Genomic DNA, 19,587 nt, shown 5'->3' with positions numbered 1-19,587 from the left:
TAACCACCTTAGCGCCGGATTACCAAATGCCGGTAACTGTGCCGAGAAACACAGTTAATTCCGCTGAGCGATTTTCACGCAGCGCGGCGTGGGCAGTGGATGAATCTGTGGAGGAATCGCAATCCGACGGCAGAGGGGCCTCCGAAACCTTTGGGTCAATATAAAAGATTTCGAAAATGACCGAAAAATGACATTGACGATCTATGGCCGAATACGCCAAGTTGTATGGGCCGAAAGTGATGCCACTAAATCTGGTAGAATAACCGGAGCGGGGCATAGGGCGAGGGTCGGAAAGCACATCTATTAAACGTGCAACCGTACGAACGGTTTCGCGCTGTCAAAAACAGCGCCGGGTCGTTTGCGTCCAAAATTTCTGGCACGGCTGACGGAAAGCTGAAAACGCCCCTGACGCCAACGGACAAATTGTTTGAATCTAGGGCTGCGGACATGAAGATTGACAGGAAATTCACCAAATCGGGGCAGGACGCATACGCAGAACTGGACTTTGTGTCTGCGACTTCGGAAATCCGGAACCCGGACGGCACCATCGTTTTCCGCCTCGAAGAAATCGAAGTTCCTGCAAAGTGGAGCCAGGTAGCCAGCGACGTCATCGCGCAGAAATACTTCCGCAAGGCTGGCGTTCCTTCCGCTCTGAAGAAGGTCAAGGAAAAGGACGTTCCTGAATTCCTGTGGCGCTCGGTTCCGGCCGAAGGTGCTGAATTCGCCGGAGAAACCTCTTCCAAACAAGTGTTTGATCGTCTGGCGGGTGCCTGGGCTTATTGGGGCTGGAAGGGCGGCTATTTCTCGACCGAGGAAGACGCGCGCGCCTATTTCGATGAGATGCGTTACATGCTGGCAACCCAGCGCGCGGCGCCGAACAGCCCGCAATGGTTCAACACTGGTCTTCATTGGGCCTATGGAATCGACGGCCCGGCGCAGGGCCACCACTATGTCGACTACAAAACCGGCAAGCTGACCAAATCGAAATCCGCTTACGAACATCCGCAGCCGCACGCGTGCTTCATCCAGTCCGTTGATGATGATCTGGTGAACGAAGGCGGCATCATGGATCTGTGGGTGCGCGAGGCGCGCCTGTTCAAATACGGCTCTGGTACCGGGACCAACTTCAGCCATCTGCGTGCAGAAGGCGAAGCGCTGTCGGGTGGCGGCAAGTCCTCGGGCCTCATGGGCTTTCTCAAGATCGGCGACCGCGCCGCTGGCGCGATCAAATCAGGCGGGACAACCCGTCGAGCAGCAAAGATGGTGATCGTCGATGCAGATCACCCGGACATCGAGCAATTCATCGAATGGAAGGTGATCGAAGAGCAGAAGGTGGCCTCGATCGTTGCCGGATCGAAGATGCACGAGAAGATGCTGAACGGCATTTTCGAGGCCATCCGCAGCTGGGACGGTGCGCAAGACGATGCGTATGATCCCAACAAGAATGACAGCCTGAAAAAGGCGGTTCGCGAGGCCAAAAAGGTTGCGATCCCCGAGACTTACATCAAGCGCGTGCTGGATTACGCCAAGCAGGGCCACGATAGCATTGAATTCCCGACCTACGACACGGACTGGGATTCGGAAGCCTACAGCTCGGTTTCGGGTCAGAACTCGAACAACTCCATCCGCGTGACCAACGCGTTCCTGACCGCCGTTGAAAAAGACGCCGATTGGGAGTTGATCAACCGCACCGATGGTAAGGTTGCTCGCACGGTCAAGGCGCGCGATCTGTGGGAAAAGGTCGGCCACGCCGCGTGGGCTTGCGCCGATCCGGGCATCCAGTTCCACGATACCGTCAACGAATGGCACACATGCCCCGAAGATGGTGAGATCCGCGGCTCGAACCCGTGCTCGGAATACATGTTCCTCGACGATACGGCCTGTAATCTGGCGTCGATGAACCTGCTGACCTTCCTGAAGGATGGTGAGTTCCAGGCGGCGGACTACATGCACGCCTCGCGTCTGTGGACCCTGACGCTGGAAATCTCGGTGACGATGGCGCAGTTCCCGTCGAAGGAAATCGCGCAACTGTCCTATGACTTCCGCACACTGGGTCTGGGCTATGCCAATATCGGCGGCCTGCTGATGAATATGGGCTACAGCTACGACTCGGATGAGGGTCGGGCGATCTGTGGTGCGCTGACCGCGATCATGACCGGTGTGGCCTACGCGACCTCGGCCGAGATCGCTGGTGAGCTTGGCCCGTTCAAAGGCTACGAACGCAACGCCGACCACATGCTGCGCGTCATCCGCAATCACCGCCGTGCATCGCAGGGTGTGACCGAGGGCTATGAGAAACTGGCGGTGAAGCCGGTACCACTGGATCACGACAACTGCCCGGACAAGCGTCTGGTCGATCTGGCCATGTCGGCCTGGGATGAGGCGCTGAGCCTCGGCGAGAAGAACGGCTACCGCAACGCGCAAGCCACCGTGATCGCGCCCACCGGCACCATCGGTTTGGTGATGGATTGCGACACCACCGGGATCGAACCGGACTTTGCTCTGGTTAAGTTCAAGAAGCTGGCCGGCGGCGGCTACTTCAAGATCATCAATCGCTCGGTGCCGTCGGCGCTGGAAAAGCTGGGCTATTCTTCGGCGCAGATCGAAGAGATCGTGGGTTACGCGGTCGGTCACGGCACCATCGGCAACGCGCCGGGGATCAACCACACCTCGCTGACAGGTCACGGCTTTGGCCCGAATGAGCTTGCCAAGGTGGACGCCGCCTTGGAGAGCGCCTTCGACATCCGGTTCGTGTTCAACCAGTGGACACTGGGCGAGGATTTCTGCACCGGCGTTCTGGGCATCCCGGCGACCAAGCTGAATGACCCGACCTTCGACCTGCTGCGCCATCTGGGCTTTACCAAGGCGGATATCGATGCGGCCAACGACCATGTCTGCGGGACCATGACGCTGGAAGGGGCTCCGCACCTGAAGGAAGAACACTATTCGATCTTCGACTGCGCCAACCCGTGCGGTAAAAAAGGCAAGCGTTTCCTTGGGGTTGATAGCCACATCACCATGATGGCAGCGGCGCAGAGCTTTATCTCGGGTGCGATCTCGAAGACGATCAACATGCCGAATGACGCGACCATCGAGGATTGCCAGAAGGCCTATGAACTCAGCTGGTCGCTGGGTGTGAAGGCCAACGCGCTCTATCGTGATGGCTCGAAACTGTCACAGCCTCTGGCCGCAGCACTGGTCGAGGATGATGATGAGGCCGCAGAAGTGCTGGAAAGCGGATCGGCGCAGGAAAAAGCCGTCGTTCTGGCCGAGAAGGTGATCGAGAAGGTTGTGGTCAAGGAAATCATCCGCAGCCATCGCGAAAAACTGCCCCATCGCCGCAAGGGTTACACCCAGAAGGCGATCGTGGGCGGTCACAAGGTCTATCTGCGGACCGGTGAGTTCGAAGACGGCAAGCTGGGCGAGATCTTCATCGATATGCACAAGGAAGGTGCTGGCTTCCGGGCGATGATGAACAACTTTGCCATCGCCGTGTCGGTCGGTCTGCAATACGGCGTGCCGCTGGAAGAGTTCGTCGACGCCTTCACCTTCACCAAGTTCGAACCGGCGGGGATGGTGCAGGGCAACGACTCGATCAAGAACGCGACGTCGATCCTGGATTACATCTTCCGCGAACTGGCCGTGTCCTATCTGGACCGCACTGACCTGGCCCATGTGAAGCCCGAAGGTGCAACCTTTGACGATCTGGGTCGTGGCGAAGAGGACGGATTGTCCAATGTCTCGGAAATCAGTGACAGCGCGGCCTCCAAGTCATTGGAAGTGCTGAAACAAATCAGCTCGACCGGGTATCTCCGCAAGCGTCTGCCGCAAGATCTGGTGGTCTTCAACGGCGGTCAGGCCGAGGTGAACGGTATGGCTGAAACCGCGCCTACCTTTGAAGCGCCTGCAGCTGAAACCGCTGTCGCGACCAGCATGGACGCACGGACCAAGGCCAAGATGCAGGGCTATGAGGGCGACCCTTGTGGCGAATGCGGAAACTACACGCTGGTGCGCAACGGCACCTGCATGAAATGCAACACCTGCGGCGCAACCAGCGGGTGTAGCTAAGACAACCGCCCCGGCACCCCGGGGCGCAGGGGTCGGATGCTGCCACAGTGACCGGCCCCGACGAATACGGAGAAATGGGTCTGAGACTTACCTGACGACCTTTCTCCACTCGGCCGACATGCCCGTGTTGGCCGGGAACAGGGTGGGGCGGAATATTTGCTCTTTCCCACTCTTTCACGGGGCGGGTGCGCTCGCCCCATGCGCAGTCCAGGCCGCAGGCAAAAAAACACCGGGCGGTCAACGAAATGAGCCTGGAAGGCGAAACTGACAGGGGGCTTCGGCCCCCTTTCTTTTTTCAACGGCTTCACCGGGAATTTGAGCAGAGCTTTGCCGGATTGTGCATGTCACGTCGGGCAAGACCCGCCGAATCGAGGTTATTGAGTTTTTTCCGGCGGTTGACCGCAGACGCGACTCTGCCAAACACGCGGAGATTGGCGCGAAATCGGAAACAATCCTGAATGCAGGTGACACAGTATCCCGTTGCGGTGTTTCTGATGCTGTCCGGACGAAAGACACAAAAACTCAATCAGGAGTCATCACAATGAAACCGCAAATTCTGACCGCTATCTCTGTCCTTGCTCTTGGACTGCCGACGCTGGCCGTCGCACAAGCCTCGGCTGACGCCAATGGGGATGGTGTGCTGACAATCGAAGAAGTGCAGGCCGTTCTGCCTGATGTTGACGCAGACGGTTTCGCGGCAATGGATGCAAACGGTGACGGCGCGCTGGATGAGGCCGAGATTGCGGTGGCACAGGAAGCAGGTTTGCTGCCCGCGACTGACGGCTAACCCCGAAATAGAAAGCGGCCAGATAAAATCTGGCCGCTTTTATAATGCGTTATCAGGCAAGGTGAATGTTGAACTTGCCGCGAAGCTCGGCGTCCAGCAACGGATCGAACCGGGCCGGTGACGGAGAGGACAGGATTTCGTCCTTCCGCTTTGTCGCTTTCTCGATCAGATCGGGTTTGCCAAGTTCCGCCCATTCCTTGGGCGATGTCCGGTCACCGAAGGTTGGGTAAACATAGTCCGCCTGCATTCGGCTGAGCGTTGCGTCGGTGCCCAGATAGTGGCCCGGTCCACCCATGCAGACCTCGGCGATCTGGTCCAGTGCCAACGTCTCGTCTGTCACCTCGATTCCCCGCACACAGCGCTGCGCCTGACCGATCAGGTCGTCGCTGAGGATGAGGCTTTCCAGACAGAAGCCCAGCAACGAGGCATGCATACCCGCAGCTTCGTACACCATATTCACGCCTGACAGCCCAGCCATGACGTTCGAGCACATCTGCTCCCACCCGGCCTGCATGTCGGGCATCTTCGAGTCGGACGCACCAGCGGCGGCACCGCCCGGCAGGTCGTAGAACCGGTGCATCTGGGCGCAACCTGCGGTCAGCAGGGCCTGTTCACCGGACCCGATCGACATGGCGCCCGTGCGTAGGTCCAGACCAAAGGGCCAGGTGCCAAAAATCGCTGGTGCACCGGGGCTTACGGCGTTTACATAAACCAGTCCGGCCAGACATTCTGCCGTGGCCTGGGTGATTGCACCGGCGATTGTCGAAGGTGCGGTCGCGCCCGCCATCCCGGCCGACAGCAACAGAACCGGCATCCCGGCCTTAATGCAAAGTTCCATAACCTCGCAGCTTTCGGTGGCGAATTTCATCGGCGGAACGACAAAGCAGTTCGAGTTCGAAATGAACGGGCGCTCTCGGAATTTATCTTCACCACCGGCGATCGTGTAGATCATCTCCATCGCCGGGGCCACATGATGCGGTTCGGTGAAGGATGTGCCGATATGTTTGAACGTGCCCGAGCAGCAGGCATAGATCGTGTTTAGATCCATTTCCAGGTTGTCGGGAATGTCGCGGCAAACCATGGGGCGCTGAACAAAGTGAATGTTTTCAAGCTGTTCACAGATGCGTGACGCGTCATGCAGGTCCTGCACCGTCGAATCCCGGTATTCATTGCCGTGAACATCAACCATGCTGACGGCGGCGCCTGCTGTGCCGTAATGGACCTTGGTGCCGGACAGGTTCAGATCGGTTTTGCCATCGCGGCTGTATAGTGTGACCGAGCGGTTTGCCTTGGCGATCGTGTCTTCGACCAAGGCGCGGGGGAAGCGGATTCGGCCATCGTCGCCCAGTGTACAGCCTGCACCGACAAGGTAGTCGATACCGCTTTGTGGCGCGTCGGCCAGACCGATGGTCTCCAACGCGGTCAGCGCGGCCTCGTGAATGCGTTCGATTTGAGCCTGGGTCAGAACATTGAGAACGCCGCCCTCCAGTCCGGGGCGGATAGGGCGCAGATGTTCAGGCAGGGAGGTGGCACGAGCAGCACGGCGCGCGGCGCGACCGCCGCTGCGGGAAGAGGTACGGGTTTGATCGTTCATGGGTCAGAATCCAATAGAAAAGGCGTCAGGAGTGGAGTGTTTTCACGCCTTTGTTGGCCGCCCCCGCGCCGCGCGACCACGATCCGCACCAATGGTGCGGCTGATCAGCCGAATTTTCCAAACGTCGTTTTGCATCGGTCCTCGCGTTTCAAAGGTCAGTATTCCGATGTGGACAGCTGCTTTCTGTCCTGTTTGCGACCTGAGAGTTCAAAAGCGAAGCTGTGATACATGTGTCACGGCAATTATTCAGTTCCGGAAGAATTTCTCCCGCTAAGGCAGAAATCTGTTATAGTTCCTTCACTTATTTAAGAGTGGTTCGTGAACTCAATTGAATCTTAACGATCACGGACCAGGTTTCCGAGTGACGTTGACCTGAAAGACCAAAGTTCTGGCGAAAGGTTCTTTAGGAGAGTTTTATGAAAGCCCTTAAGGCCCTCAGTCTGCTTATGGTGGCGAGCATCGCAGCCCCTGCAATGGCTGAGGATTGGACCGGGGCTTATGCCGGATTTAGTTTTGGATATGCAGAGGCCGACGGCCCGAACGGGTCGAGCGGCGATGATACGGTCTTTGGCCCTCATATTGGCTATGATCGGGATTTCGGAAACTTCGTTCTGGGTGGAGAACTGGAATACAATCGCCTGTCGCTGGATCTGAGCGATGGAGAAGGCAGCCTTGACAGCATGACCCGCCTGAAGTTGCGTGGCGGCTATGATTTTGGCGGTGCCTTGGGCTACGTGGTGGTTGGCGCGGCCCGGTTGGACGCCTCGGTCGACAACGACACAGCCGCCGTTTACGGGATTGGCGTGGCTTATCCGATCAACGACCGCCTTGTGATCAGTGGCGAGGCGCTGCGGCAGGACTTTGACGATGTCACCCGGACCGATGGCGGGTTGGATTCGAACGTGTTCAACCTGCGCACGTCCTTCCGATTCTGAAGCCTGTCAGCCGACGGTGGCGTGACGTTCCGCCAATTCAGATGCAAATGCACAAATCGTGGACAGGGCGGTTGCGAATCTTTCGTCGTCAATCGTCATCGCCACGCGGATATGACCTGCGGCTGCAAACCCGAAGCTCTCACCCGGCATCACCGCAATTGCGTGCGTATCCAGAAGGGCGTTGGCGAATCCGTCACCGCTGAGCCCGGTGGCACGGATATCCAGCATCAGATACATCGCCCCCTGCGCCGGAACCAGCCCGATGGTGTTCTGCGCCTCAAGAATACCAACGGCCAGCGCGCGGCGTCGGCGGAAGGGCTCGGCGATCTGTTCCTCCAGATCGTTGCCCGCATTCAGCGCGAAACTGGCGGCGTCCTGAATAAATCCGGGTACACCGTAGGTTGTATGCGTGGCGAGGTTGATCAGGTGAGAAATCACCTCTTCAGGGCCGACAACCCAACCGCAACGAGATCCGGTCATCGCGTGAGACTTCGACATCGATCCGACAACCAGAGTGCGTTCAGCCATATCCGGCAGGGTACGGGGAGAGATGTGTTCCCCTTCCCAGACTTGCGTGTCGTAAACTTCGTCCGAAATCAGCCAAAGGTCACGCTTGCGGCACACCTCGGCGATCCCTTCGAGCGTCTGGTGGGAATACACAACACCGGTGGGGTTGTTCGGAGTGTTGACCAGCAAGGATACCGCGCCGTCGGCGGCGGCCTCGATTTGCTCGGCGCGGGGCTGGAACGCATCTTCTGCGGTGGTCTGGATCGAACGGGCCACGGCTCCGGCGCCCCGGATGGTGCCGGGGTAGGTGGCGTAATATGGATCGAGATACAGCCCGACATCACCGGGGTCACACACCGCGACATGAGCTGCAAACAAGGCTGATTGGCCGCCGGGCGTGATCAATACGTTGTTGCGCGTGGTGGGCACTCCGGTACGGGCCTGCAGCCGGGCGGCCACTGTGTCACGCAGCAGATCGGTGCCGGGAACCATCGCATAGCCGGTGTGGCCCTGCCGGGCGGACAGGTCCATCGCCTCAAGAATCGACGCATCGGTTCGGATGTCATGTTCGCCGATGGTCAGCTCGGTCACTGCGTAGCCGTCGCTGATCATCCGGCGAGCGCGATAGAACACATCCCAACCGTCACTGCCGCCTTCGGTCAGATGAGTGATACGCTGCGACAATTTCATGGTACGCCTCCGTCCGGTGTTCTGCGCAGACAGGGCCAGAGCCCTTCGGGAATGTCAATCAGCGACGCAAAGGCGTGGAACTCGGGGCTTGGCGCAAGGCGGTCCGCATGGTACTGGGACAATATGAACCGGATGACCTGCATCATTATCTGCTGCATTACCTGCTGATTTATCACGCGGGCCGGTTTCTTTCGTTTTCATCCCTGAGACAAGTTGCTAAGCCCGCGCCAACGCGAGAAGCCACGCTGTCTTTAGGAGCCGACCGATGACGACGATCAAACTGCACAACACACGGACGCGGACGAAAGAGGATTTCGTGCCGATCAGCGCCGACAATGTGCGGATGTATGTCTGCGGACCGACCGTTTACGATCGCGCTCATCTGGGCAACGCACGGCCCGTGGTGGTGTTTGATGTGCTTTATCGCTTGCTGCGTCACACCTATGGCGCGGATCACGTGACCTATGTGCGAAACTTCACCGACGTCGATGACAAGATCAACGCGACCGCGCTGGCCCGACAGCAAGCCGGGGCCGAGGGCACGTTGGAGCAGTTGGTGCAGGAGCGTTCGGACGAGACAATCGGCTGGTATCTGCACGACATGGGTGCCTTGGGGGCGTTGGAACCCAACGAGATGCCGCGGGCGACTGAGTATATCGGCCAGATGATCGCGATGATCGAGGATCTGATCGAGAAGGGCCACGCCTACGCTGCCGAGGGGCACGTTCTGTTCGCGGTGGACAGCTGGAAAGAGAAATACGGCGCTCTGTCGGGGCGGTCCGTCGATGACATGATTGCGGGGGCACGGGTTGAGGTTGCGCCCTACAAGAAGAACCCGATGGATTTCGTGCTGTGGAAACCGTCGACCGATGAGCTTCCGGGCTGGGACAGCCCCTGGGGCCGGGGGCGTCCGGGGTGGCATATCGAATGCTCGGCCATGAGCTACGAACTGTTGGGCGACAGCTTTGACATTCACGGCGGCGGCAACGACCTGATGTTTCCGCACCACGAGAATGAGATCGCGCAGAGCAAGTGCGCCCATCCGCATGGCGAATTCGCGCGGGTCTGGCTGCACAATGAGATGCTGCAGGTGGAAGGCAAGAAGATGTCCAAATCGCTGGGCAATTTCTTCACCGTCCATGACCTGTTGGAACAGGGTGTGCCGGGCGAGGTGATCCGCTTTGTTTTCCTGCAGACCCACTATCGCAAGCCGATGGACTGGACCGAGAAGAAGGCACGCGAGGCCGAGGCGACGCTGCGCAAGTGGCGGGCGCTGACAGCGGGCATCGAGCCCGCCGCCAGCGCGGCGCCCGCAGTTGTCGCTGCGCTGAGTGACGACCTGAATACAGCGGGCGCTTTGGCGGAGTTGCACCGTTTAGAGCGACAGATTAGTCGCCAAAAGAACGCAACAAATGAGCCGGTGGATTTGCAAGGAGGCTTGTTGTCTAACTTTTTGGCATCGGCACAATTGTTGGGTCTTTTGACGCCTGAAATGGGTGCATGGGTGGATCAAAGGGGGGCGGTAGATAAATCCTACTTTGCGAAGGAGATTGAGAATTGGGTGACTCTGCGTTCCCAATTTAAAACGCAAGCTAGAGAGTGGATGAAAAGCGGAGACAAAGAAAAAGGTGGCTTACTGTTTCAGTGGGCAGACAAGATGAGGGACGAAGACCTACCGTACTTTGGCTTCACACTAAACGATACAAAGGATGGCTTTGAGTGGGAACTCCGGCCAACCTTGTCGCGAGTGAATGTCATCAGATCCATTACAGGCGATCTTTCGAAAGTGGACGTTGCGAAAATTCGAAACGATCATTGGGCTGAAACGTTGGAACGAATGAAAAAGCATCGTGAAGGCTATGAAGTTCACTATAGACAGCTACTTGCGGAAACCTGAACGAGTTTTCTAAAACGCGCCACATCCTCCATTAAGCTGGATAACTGGCGAATAGCCAAAGAGCCAAAACGATGACCAAAGAACGCCTCTACCTTTACGACACCACGCTACGCGACGGGCAGCAGACGCAGGGCGTCCAGTTCTCGACTGCCGAGAAAGTGCAGATCGCGCAGGCTCTGGACGAGTTGGGCGTGGACTATATCGAAGGTGGCTGGCCCGGGGCAAACCCGACCGACAGCGCTTTTTTCGAGGTCGCGCCCAAGACGTCGGCCCGGTTGACGGCATTTGGCATGACCAAGCGGTCGGGTCGGTCGGCCGAGAATGATGATGTTCTGGCCGCCGTGATGAATGCGGGCACACAGGCTGTCTGTCTGGTCGGCAAATCGCATGACTACCACGTCACTCATGCGCTTGGGATCACGTTGGAGGAGAATGTCGAGAACGTCCGCGCCTCGGTCGCGCATATCGTGGCGCAGGGGCGTGAGGCGTTGTTTGACGCCGAGCATTTCTTTGACGGCTACAAGGACAATCCCGGTTACGCGGTTGAGGTGTGTCGGGCTGCTCTGGACGCCGGTGCGCGCTGGGTTGTGTTGTGCGATACCAACGGCGGCGCGCTGCCGGCTGAGGTCTCGCGCATTGTGTCCGAGGTGATTGCCGCGGGGCTTCCGGGGGACCGGTTGGGCATTCACACCCATAACGACACCGAGAATGCGGTGGCCTGTTCGCTGGCCGCCGTCGACGCCGGGGCGCGGCAAATTCAGGGCACGTTGAACGGATTGGGCGAGCGTTGCGGTAACGCAAATCTGACGGCGCTGATCCCGACACTGTTGCTGAAAGAGCCCTATGCTTCGGGATTTGACACCGGTGTCAACTTGCAGGCACTGGGTGGTCTGACGCGCATCAGCCGGATGCTGGACGATATCCTGAACCGGGTTCCCAGCAAGCAATCGGCCTATGTCGGGGCTTCGGCCTTTGCGCATAAGGCGGGGCTGCACGCCAGCGCGATCCTCAAGGACCCGTCGACCTATGAACATGTTGAGCCGGGCGCGGTCGGGAATGCGCGGATCATTCCGATGTCGAACCAGGCGGGGCAGTCAAACCTGCGCAAACGCCTGACCGAGGCCGGTCTGGTCGTCGAGAAAAACGACCCGGCATTGGGGCGCATTCTGGACCGGATCAAGCAGCGTGAGGCCGAGGGTTATTCCTATGATACCGCTCAGGCGAGTTTCGAGCTGCTGGCGCGGGATGAGCTGGAGCAATTGCCCGAGTTTTTCGAGGTCAAGCGCTACAAGGTCACCGTTGAGCGACGCAAGAACAAATACAACAAGATGGTCAGCCTGTCCGAGGCCGTAGTTGTCGTGAAGGTCGACGGGGAAAAGAAGCTCTCGGTCAGCGAGTCCATGGATGAAAACGGCAGTGACCGGGGGCCGGTGAATGCGCTGGCCAAGGCACTGGCGAAGGATCTGGGGCAGTACTCACAGATTCTGGCCGATATGAAGCTGGTCGACTTCAAAGTGCGCATAACCCAAGGCGGAACCGAGGCGGTGACCCGCGTGATCATCGACAGCGAAGACGGGCAGGGACGGCGGTGGTCGACAGTGGGCGTCAGTGCGAACATAGTCGATGCCTCATTCGAGGCGCTGCTGGACGCGATCCAGTGGAAACTGGTGCGCGATTGCGGGTCGCAGACGGCGGTGGCCGAGTGACCGTGGAATTCGGCGACGACGTCAAAGCCTGCGCGGAGCTGGTGCACCGCGCCGATCCCGACCGGTTCATGGCGGTGATGGCCGCACCCGTCCCGGTGCGGCCGCTGCTGTTTCCGCTATATGCGCTGAATGTCGAGGTCGCACGCGCTCCGTGGGTCACGCAAGAGGCAATGATTGCCGAGATGCGCCTGCAATGGTGGCGCGATGCGCTGCAGGAGATTGCCGAGGGGAAACCTGAGCGCAGGCATGAGGTCGTGACGCCTCTGGCGCGGGTTCTGTCGCCGCATCTGGCTGCAATGCTGGACGAGTATGTGGCCGTCAGGCGCTGGGACATCTACCGCGATCCGTTCGAGGATGAGGCGCATTTCGACGCTTATATCAACCACTCCGCCGGGTCTTTGATGGTTGCGTCGGCGCAGGTGTTGGGTGCAGCGGATGAGGGCGTTCTGCGTGACTTCGGTTATGGCGTCGGCGTGGCGAACTGGTTGCGGGCCATTCCCGATCTTGAGGCGCGGGGCCGTATCCCCTTGCTGGACGGAACGCCCGATGGTGTGCAGGCCCTTGCGCAGAAGGCGCTGGATCGGCTTCAGCGCGCGCGCTCCAACGCGCCTGCTGTCTCGGCGGATGCCCGGCCCGCGCTTTACGCCGGGTGGCAGGCGGAATGGGTTCTGCGGCAGGCCGTGGCCCGCCCGGATCGCGTGGCCGCCGGGGATTTGGCGCAGAGTGAAATTCGCCGCAGGCTGTCACTGATGTGGACCGTGGCCAGCGGGCGCTGGTAGGGCTCAGACGGTTTCCGCCTCGGACGGTTTCAGAACCAGCCACAACAGCGCACCGCCCGCCAGCGTCAGCAGCGGGATCATGGCGAGGTTCACTGCCGTCCAGCCCTCGACCGCCGAACCGCCCGAGCAGTTCATCAACCCGCCCGAAGCCAGCGACGCAAGCGTAACGCCACCAAACACCAGCAGATCGTTCAGGCCCTGCATCCGGCCGCGTTCGCTGACGTCATGGGACTCGGCCAGCATTGTGGTCGCGCCGATGAAACCAAAGTTCCAGCCGACCCCCAGCAGGATCAGGGCGACGAAGAAATTGCCCAACTCGACGCCTTGCAAGGCAACCACGCCCGCACCAGCCAGAATGGCGAGACCGAGGGCGACGATTTTCTCGACCCCAAAACGCGCGATGAGCTGGCCGGTGAAAAAGCTGGGGAGAAACATAGCGAAGACGTGTCCGCGTACAATGTCAGCCGCGTTTCCATCTGTATAGCCACATCCGACTACGGCAAGCGGTGTCGCGGTCATTACCAAATTCATTAGCGCATAAGATACCATGGCGCAGATGATCGCCACGGCGATGCGCGGAGTTCTGAGCATTTCCAGCCGGGTCCGACCTTGGGGTGCGTCCTCCTTTGGTTTTTCAGGCGTAGGGATGTCGAGGAAAAAGAACAGCACCGAGCCGAAAACGTTCAGAGCGATCACCGCCATGTAGGTGCCAAGAAATGGGATCACATAAGCAGTTGAAGTCAGTTTGTATATCTCAGGCCCAATAAGGGCTGCAGCCAGACCGCCCGCCATAACATACGAGATGGCTTTGGGTCTAAAAGCATCCGATGCAGTGTCGGCGGCTGCAAAGCGGTAGAATCCATGCGCGCTCATGTAAATGCCGGTTAACAGGCTGCCAAAAAGGAAGACGGGGAACGATCCGAGATAAAGCCCGTAGGCTCCCAAAAAGCCGCCACAGGCCCCCGCTGTGGCGCCCACCAAAAACCCTGCACGCCGTCCCCAGCGCTGCATGATCGCCGAAATAGGTGTGGCCGCCAGCATAGACCCCAGAACGATCAGCGAAATGGGAAGGGTGGCCAAACAGGCATTTGTCGCCAACGATTGTCCCGCAAGCCCGCCAGCGATGAAGATCATCGGCATTTGGGCGCCCAGAATGGCCTGCGCTGCCACCAAAACGGCGACGTTGCGTTTGGCCTGGCTGTTGTCCGGGGTGGTGGCGGTCAGTGTCATGCGCCTATGGGTATCCGCGAAAACTTAGCCGCACAAGCGGGTTGCATATGCGGCAAAGCAGCCTAACGTGCACGTGATCACCAGCCCCGGAGCGCGCATGTCCGTAGGACGTATCATCGAAACCAACGAATGTGTGTCGGAAGGGGCGGCGTGGCTGGCCGAAACGTGTCCGCGCATGGCTTATGCGATGGACCAAACCGGGCCATTGCCCTTGCGTCGCCGTCCGGACGGGTTTGCCCAGTTACTGAGCGCGATTGTCAGCCAGCAGGTCAGCGTCGCCTCGGCCAACGCGATCTGGAAACGGCTGCAGGATGCCAAACTCACCGGACCGCGCAAAGTTATGTGGGCAACCGATGACGATTTGCGCGCCGTAGGACTGAGCCGCCAGAAAATTCGATACGCCCGCGCGCTGGCCGAAGCACGTATTGATTACAAGGCGTTGCGCGATGTGCCTGATGCGGATGTCGTTGCGACACTGACCGAAGTACCGGGCATCGGTGTCTGGACCGCCGAGATCTATGCGATGTTCTCGCTGGGCCGCGCCGACGTGATCGCGCCGGGCGATCTGGCGCTGCAGGAAGCCGCGCGCATTCTCTATGATCTACCCAAACGCCCGACTGACAAGGAACTGCGACATATGGCCGAGGCCTGGTCGCCATGGCGGTCGGTTGCGGCGCGTGTGTTGTGGGCCTATTACCGGGTGGCCAAAGAACGAGAAGGGATCAGATGACACGGGTTTTGAATGCGCTCCGAAAAGAGCCGGTTTCGGGCGATACGCGCTCGGTCGTGGTGTTCGTGCACGGCTATGGGGCCAATGGCGCCGACTTGTTGGGTCTGGCTGATCCGCTGGGTGAACACCTGCCGGATACCCTGTTCGTGGCTCCCGACGCGCCCGAGCAAATCCCCGGAATGCCAAATGGCTATCAATGGTTCCCGATCCCGTGGATCGATGGCTCGTCCGAGGAGGAGTCTCGGCGCGGCATGGAAATGGCCGCTGACGATTTCAACGCTTTCCTCGATGCGCTGATGGTGGACGAAGACGTGCTGCCCGAACAGGTTGTGCTGTTTGGGTTCTCGCAAGGCACGATGATGAGTTTGCATGTCGCCCCGCGGCGCGAGGACCCGGTTGCGGGGATCGTTGCCTTCTCGGGCCGGTTGTTGGAGCCCGATCTGCTGCCCGATGAAACGGTCAGCCGGATGCCGATCCTGCTGGTGCATGGGGATTCCGACGACGTGGTGCCACCGCAATCACTGCCCGAAGCCGCCGAAGCCCTGCAAGCCGCTGATTTCAAGGAAATCTACGCGCATGTGATGAAGGGCACCGGCCATGGTATCGCACCCGACGGCCTGAGCGTCGCACTGGCCTTCATGCGCGACAAGCTGAGCCTGTAGCCATGATCGCGGTCCGCCCCATGATGCCCGAGGATATAAGCGCGGCTTGCCGCCTCCTCAATGATATCATCGAGATCGGAGGCTCGACCGCGTTTGAAATCCCGTTCTCCGAAGTCCTGTTTGCGCAAAGCTATTTGACTGGGGCAGACAGGATTTGCTGCCATGTCGCTCTGGACGAACAGGGCGAGGTGGCGGGGTTCCAATGGCTGGGGACGCATGATTTGCTGCCCGAGGATTGCGCCGATATCGCAACCTTCACACGCCGCGCGCCGGTGCTGAAAGGCGCCGGGCGTGCGCTGTTCGCGGAAACCGCCAAGTACGCCGCCGGGGTTGGGCTGAGCGCAATCAGCGCAACCATTCGCGCCGATAACGGAATGGGGTTGGGCTATTACGACAAGATGGGGTTCCGTGACTATTCGGTCGCCTATGGGGTGCCTTTGCGGGACGGGCGACCGGTCGACAGAATCACCAAACGGTTTGATCTGAGAAAGGATACGCTGTGTTGATCGTGACCGGAACAGTGGAAGTTTCGCCCGAAGGCGTTGAAAAAGCAGACAAAGCGGCACAAGCGATGGTGGCCGACACCGTGAAGGAACCCGGCTGTCTGGTTTATGAGTTCAGTCGGATTCTGGGGCATCCCACACAGTTTCGCGTCTATGAGGAATGGCAGGATCAAGCCGCTTTGGATGCTCATTTTGCCGCGCCGCACATGGCGGCGTTTCAGGCTGTGTTGTCTGAGGTCGGTGTCGTCTCGAGCGATATCTACCGCGTTGTAGGCGGGGAAAAACAACCACTGCGGTAACGCGTCAATCCCACAAATGGCCTTCGGCAAATTCGACGGAATTGCCGGAGGGGTCCCGCACATATAGCGAACGTGCGCCGCCGGGCCAGTCGAATTCGGCATCCACCGGGACATTCCAGTCCAACAGGTGTTTGCGCATCACGTCGATCTCGTCGCGTGTCAGGATCAGGCAGACATGGCCGGGACCGCGCGCGCCGTGGGGCGGGACGGGCAAGTCGGGGTTGCCGGGCGGCTTTTCGGTTTCATCCGCATTGAACAGCAACAGGACCGAGCCGCCAACACGGAAGAAAACGTGCCGGTCTGCCACGCGTTGAATTTTCCTCAACGCCAGAATCTCGCCATAGAACCGCTCTGCCGCATCCAGGTCATCGACGTAAAGCGCGGCCTCGAGAACTCCGGCGGGCGTGGGTATGTCCGGTGTGACTTTCATTCCGTAAGTATATCACAACACGCGGTTTTTGTCACCGGCGCGGGCGGCGATCCCGTTTGCGCTGCGGGGCGGAGTTCAGCTCTGGGGCGGGCAGGCTGTCCCATTGGCCGGGCTCAAGCCCCTCTAGCGACCAGTCGCCGATCCGGGCACGGATCAGGCGCAATGTCGGGTGCCCTACCGCCGCAGTCATTCGCCGGACTTGACGGTTGCGGCCCTCGCGCAATGTCAGTTCGATCCAGCAATCGGGCACCGACTGGCGCACCCGGATCGGAGGATTGCGGGGCCACAGCCCCTCAGGTTCATCCATCAATCGCGCCTTGGCCGGCCGTGTCTTTCCGTCTTTCAACTCGACCCCGTCGCGCAGGGCCTTCAGCGCGGAGGCATCCGGCAGCCCTTCGACCTGCACCCAATAGGTTTTGGGCATTTTGTGCTTGGGATCTGAAATCTGAGCCTGCAGCCGCCCGTTATCGGTCAGCAGCATCAACCCCTCGCTGTCGCGGTCCAGCCGTCCGGCCGGATAGACCTCGGGCAAATCGATAAAATCCGACAAAGTGCTACGCGGTGAATCCGCGTTGGCGCGGTCGGTAAACTGCGGCAGCACGTCGAAGGGTTTGTTGAATCGGATGAACCAGCTCATGACCTTCGCCATAGCCCGCAGGCCACATTGGCGCAAGCTGTGGATAACTGTCACGCAAATGTTACGGATTCGCCTTACTCAATACCCGAGATATTGTGGAAACTCAGGGCTTGTCAGAGTTTTAACACGATATATAGTTAAGTTAAGGCCGGGGCGGGTGTTCCCCGCTCTGATGTCAAAAACGGGCAGAGCAGAGCGAGGAGCGATTCTGATATGGATGGAGACTTCAGAACCGAATTTGTCAGGGAACCCGGTGCGCTCAAGCATCATCCGGCATTGGTTTTGAACGCCGATTATCGCCCCTTGTCCTATTACCCGCTTTCTCTGTGGCCGTGGCAAGAGGCGATAAAGGCAGCCTGGCTGGACAGGGTGGACATTGTGGCCGAGTACGACGAGGTCGTACGAAGCCCGAGTACCGAGATACGAATACCGTCGGTCGTTGTCCTCAAAGATTATGTAAAACCCAGAAAGCGCGTGGCCTTCACGCGCTTTAATTTATTCTTGAGGGACGAGTTCCGCTGTCAGTATTGCGGCAGCAAGGGGGATCTGACCTTTGACCATGTGGTGCCACGGGCCGCCGGGGGCGTGACCAGTTGGCAGAACGTGGTGGCCGCGTGCAGCCCCTGCAACCTGAAGAAGGGTTCGAAATCGCTGCGACAAGCAGGAATGACCCTGCGCAAACCACCACGACAGCCGGATGCCGAGGCGTTGCGCAATATCGGGCGCAAGTTCCCACCAAACCACCTGCATGACAGCTGGATCGACTTTCTCTATTGGGATGCGGAACTGGACGAGTTCTAACGACCCGCCCGCCACGCGGCGATCCAGACCAGTACCAGAACGCCCGACAGGATGGCGTTCCACCCGGCCATCGAAATGCCCATCATCTGCCACGGGATGTCATCGCAACGCACCAGCGGGGCGGACATGATCTGATCCATCAACTCTTGCGTCGACAGGCCGCCGATATCGCCGGAGGTACAGCTTGTGGGGCCTTCCCACCATTTCTGCTCGACCCCGGCGTGGAACACGCCGACGGCTGCGGTTGTAAGCGCAGCGAGACCACCCAGCAGGGGCAGCAGGTTAACACGAGGCAGGGCCAGTGCCACTGCACCGATCAGAATGGCCGCGCCATGCGGATACCGCTGCCAGATGCACATCTTGCATGGTGCCAGCCCACCGAGATGCTGAAAGCCCCACGCCCCAAGCAACAACGCCAAAGACCCGCAGCTCGCGATCAGGACCAGAAGGTTTTTGCGTGTCATAGGTACCTCACCACAAGGAACCCGCCGAACAGAAGCACGACGAACAAGGTGAACATAAGGCCCAAGCGCTTTTCAATGAAGGCCCGGATCGGTTCTCCGAAGCCCCAAAGCAGCCCGGCGACCACGAAAAAGCGCAGCGCGCGGGCAAGGATCGAGGTCGCGATAAAGGTGCCCAGCGGCATCCCGGTCCAGCCCGACATGATGGTGATGACCTTGTAGGGAAAGGGCGTGACACCGGCACCCAGTACGGCCCAGAAGCCGAAATCGTTGAAACGGGTGTTGAACTCTTCCATGGCGTGCGCCTTGCCCATGGATTCCAGAATCGGCTGGCCGATGCTTTCGTAGAAGAAGGCACCGATGGCATAGCCCAACAAGCCCCCCAGGACCGAGGCAACCAAAGCGACCGTTGCAATCAGCCATGCGCGCGATGGTCGGGCCAGGATCATCGGAATCATCAGAACATCCGGCGGGATCGGAAAGACCGAGCTTTCGATAAAAGCGACGAATGCCAGCGCCCAAAGGGCGTGCGGATGTTCGGCCAGACGAATGGTCCAGTCATAAAGCGAGCGCAACATATGGTGCTAAAATCCTGTGCTTACGTAGCGCAAGCCAAACCACGCGCTCGGTAAGGCGTCAACCACTGTGGTGAAAACAAAGTGGATTTGGGTTAGTTTTTGCCTCTGGACCTTCCCGGACTTGGGCGCTAATCCAGTGTTCGTGGCCCAAGTGGCGGAATGGTAGACGCAGGGGATTCAAAATCCCCCGATGGTAACATCGTGAGAGTTCGAGTCTCTCCTTGGGCACCACCTCCGTGAAAGACAGATAGACGCGGTATGATTACCGATCGCGTCGCAGGCTCAGCCAGATC

General features: G+C 59.3%; 19 protein-coding genes and 1 tRNA gene. 12 read left to right on the top strand and 8 right to left on the bottom strand.

What is annotated here, in order from left to right:
* Nucleotides 1–447 precede the first annotated feature (447 nt).
* Together GOX88_RS03365 and GOX88_RS03360 are read left to right on the top strand one after the other, a co-directional pair.
* The gene (locus GOX88_RS03365) at nucleotides 448–4,068 is read left to right on the top strand and encodes a vitamin B12-dependent ribonucleotide reductase (RefSeq protein ID WP_170399192.1); all 3,621 of its coding nucleotides are present in this window, start codon (nucleotides 448–450) and stop codon (nucleotides 4,066–4,068) included.
* 541 nt (nucleotides 4,069–4,609) lie between these two features.
* A complete protein-coding gene (locus GOX88_RS03360; RefSeq protein WP_170325035.1) occupies nucleotides 4,610–4,855 on the top strand; it encodes a hypothetical protein in 246 nt (81 codons plus the stop codon).
* A 52-nt stretch (nucleotides 4,856–4,907) separates the two neighbouring features.
* Here the strand turns inward: GOX88_RS03360 and GOX88_RS03355 are convergent, their stop codons facing one another.
* On the bottom strand, nucleotides 4,908–6,449 hold the full coding sequence (locus tag GOX88_RS03355) for a trimethylamine methyltransferase family protein (RefSeq protein WP_170399189.1): 1,542 nt from the start codon (nucleotides 6,447–6,449) through the stop codon (nucleotides 4,908–4,910).
* A 416-nt stretch (nucleotides 6,450–6,865) separates the two neighbouring features.
* Between GOX88_RS03355 and GOX88_RS03350 the strand changes: the two genes are divergently transcribed.
* A complete protein-coding gene (locus GOX88_RS03350) occupies nucleotides 6,866–7,384 on the top strand; it encodes an outer membrane protein (protein WP_170399186.1) in 519 nt (172 codons plus the stop codon).
* Between the two features lie 6 nt (nucleotides 7,385–7,390).
* Here the strand turns inward: GOX88_RS03350 and GOX88_RS03345 are convergent, their stop codons facing one another.
* Entirely contained in the window at nucleotides 7,391–8,581 is a 1,191-nt protein-coding gene (locus tag GOX88_RS03345) for a pyridoxal phosphate-dependent aminotransferase (RefSeq protein WP_170399184.1), read from the bottom strand.
* Complete coding sequence (locus tag GOX88_RS03340) at nucleotides 8,578–8,739, bottom strand: hypothetical protein (RefSeq protein WP_170399182.1); 162 nt, start codon at nucleotides 8,737–8,739, stop codon at nucleotides 8,578–8,580. The genes GOX88_RS03345 and GOX88_RS03340 overlap by 4 nt, the downstream gene beginning before the upstream one ends.
* A 107-nt stretch (nucleotides 8,740–8,846) precedes the next feature.
* Between GOX88_RS03340 and cysS the strand changes: the two genes are divergently transcribed.
* The 3 genes from cysS (at nucleotide 8,847) to GOX88_RS03325 (ending at nucleotide 12,963) form a co-directional block, all read left to right on the top strand.
* A complete protein-coding gene (gene cysS / locus GOX88_RS03335) occupies nucleotides 8,847–10,478 on the top strand; it encodes a cysteine--tRNA ligase (protein ID WP_170399179.1) in 1,632 nt (543 codons plus the stop codon).
* Nucleotides 10,479–10,549: 71 nt separating this feature from the next.
* Nucleotides 10,550–12,184 carry a citramalate synthase gene (gene cimA, locus GOX88_RS03330; RefSeq protein WP_170399177.1) on the top strand — a complete coding sequence of 545 codons (1,635 nt, stop codon included), beginning with the start codon at nucleotides 10,550–10,552 and terminating at the stop codon, nucleotides 12,182–12,184.
* A gap of 2 nt (nucleotides 12,185–12,186) precedes the next feature.
* A complete protein-coding gene (locus tag GOX88_RS03325) occupies nucleotides 12,187–12,963 on the top strand; it encodes a phytoene/squalene synthase family protein (RefSeq protein WP_170400243.1) in 777 nt (258 codons plus the stop codon).
* A gap of 3 nt (nucleotides 12,964–12,966) precedes the next feature.
* On the opposite strand, the gene GOX88_RS03320 is transcribed toward GOX88_RS03325, so the two are convergent.
* Complete coding sequence (locus tag GOX88_RS03320; RefSeq protein ID WP_170399174.1) at nucleotides 12,967–14,193, bottom strand: MFS transporter; 1,227 nt, start codon at nucleotides 14,191–14,193, stop codon at nucleotides 12,967–12,969.
* Between the two features lie 97 nt (nucleotides 14,194–14,290).
* Between GOX88_RS03320 and GOX88_RS03315 the strand changes: the two genes are divergently transcribed.
* The 4 genes from GOX88_RS03315 to GOX88_RS03300 are packed head-to-tail and all read left to right on the top strand — an operon-like array spanning nucleotide 14,291 to nucleotide 16,387.
* The gene (locus tag GOX88_RS03315) at nucleotides 14,291–14,923 is read left to right on the top strand and encodes a DNA-3-methyladenine glycosylase family protein (RefSeq protein ID WP_170399172.1); all 633 of its coding nucleotides are present in this window, start codon (nucleotides 14,291–14,293) and stop codon (nucleotides 14,921–14,923) included.
* Nucleotides 14,920–15,585 carry an alpha/beta hydrolase gene (locus GOX88_RS03310; protein WP_170325027.1) on the top strand — a complete coding sequence of 222 codons (666 nt, stop codon included), beginning with the start codon at nucleotides 14,920–14,922 and terminating at the stop codon, nucleotides 15,583–15,585. The genes GOX88_RS03315 and GOX88_RS03310 overlap by 4 nt, the downstream gene beginning before the upstream one ends.
* Nucleotides 15,586–15,587: 2 nt before the next feature.
* The gene (locus tag GOX88_RS03305; protein ID WP_170399169.1) at nucleotides 15,588–16,091 is read left to right on the top strand and encodes a GNAT family N-acetyltransferase; all 504 of its coding nucleotides are present in this window, start codon (nucleotides 15,588–15,590) and stop codon (nucleotides 16,089–16,091) included.
* Nucleotides 16,085–16,387 (top strand): putative quinol monooxygenase, encoded by a 303-nt coding sequence (locus GOX88_RS03300; protein ID WP_217354188.1) that lies wholly within the window; start codon nucleotides 16,085–16,087, stop codon nucleotides 16,385–16,387. Before GOX88_RS03305 ends, GOX88_RS03300 begins: the two co-directional genes overlap by 7 nt.
* A gap of 4 nt (nucleotides 16,388–16,391) precedes the next feature.
* Here GOX88_RS03300 and GOX88_RS03295 read toward each other — a convergent pair whose 3' ends face one another.
* Nucleotides 16,392–16,817 (bottom strand): VOC family protein, encoded by a 426-nt coding sequence (locus GOX88_RS03295; RefSeq protein ID WP_170399163.1) that lies wholly within the window; start codon nucleotides 16,815–16,817, stop codon nucleotides 16,392–16,394.
* Nucleotides 16,818–16,848: 31 nt separating this feature from the next.
* Entirely contained in the window at nucleotides 16,849–17,454 is a 606-nt protein-coding gene (locus tag GOX88_RS03290; RefSeq protein ID WP_170399160.1) for an rRNA large subunit pseudouridine synthase E, read from the bottom strand.
* A 213-nt stretch (nucleotides 17,455–17,667) separates the two neighbouring features.
* Between GOX88_RS03290 and GOX88_RS03285 the strand changes: the two genes are divergently transcribed.
* Nucleotides 17,668–18,255, top strand: coding sequence for an HNH endonuclease (locus GOX88_RS03285; RefSeq protein ID WP_170399157.1), 588 nt, complete (start codon nucleotides 17,668–17,670; stop codon nucleotides 18,253–18,255).
* Here the strand turns inward: GOX88_RS03285 and GOX88_RS03280 are convergent.
* Nucleotides 18,252–18,719: a disulfide bond formation protein B gene (locus GOX88_RS03280; protein ID WP_170399152.1), complete on the bottom strand. Its 468-nt coding sequence runs from the start codon at nucleotides 18,717–18,719 to the stop codon at nucleotides 18,252–18,254. The two genes, GOX88_RS03285 and GOX88_RS03280, sit on opposite strands and share 4 nt — an antisense overlap.
* Nucleotides 18,716–19,294, bottom strand: a complete 579-nt coding sequence (locus GOX88_RS03275; RefSeq protein ID WP_170399149.1) for a YqaA family protein — start codon at nucleotides 19,292–19,294, stop codon at nucleotides 18,716–18,718. Before GOX88_RS03275 ends, GOX88_RS03280 begins: the two co-directional genes overlap by 4 nt.
* A gap of 145 nt (nucleotides 19,295–19,439) precedes the next feature.
* On the opposite strand from GOX88_RS03275, the gene GOX88_RS03270 reads away from it, so the two are divergent.
* Nucleotides 19,440–19,525: transfer RNA gene (locus GOX88_RS03270), tRNA-Leu, on the top strand.
* The last annotated feature ends 62 nt before the right edge of the window (nucleotides 19,526–19,587 follow it).

This window comes from Ruegeria arenilitoris (assembly GCF_013030985.1).
GTDB lineage: Bacteria > Pseudomonadota > Alphaproteobacteria > Rhodobacterales > Rhodobacteraceae > Ruegeria > Ruegeria arenilitoris_B.
Note: the sequence above shows the minus strand (reverse complement) of the source record. Positions and strands in the feature narration are given on the sequence as shown.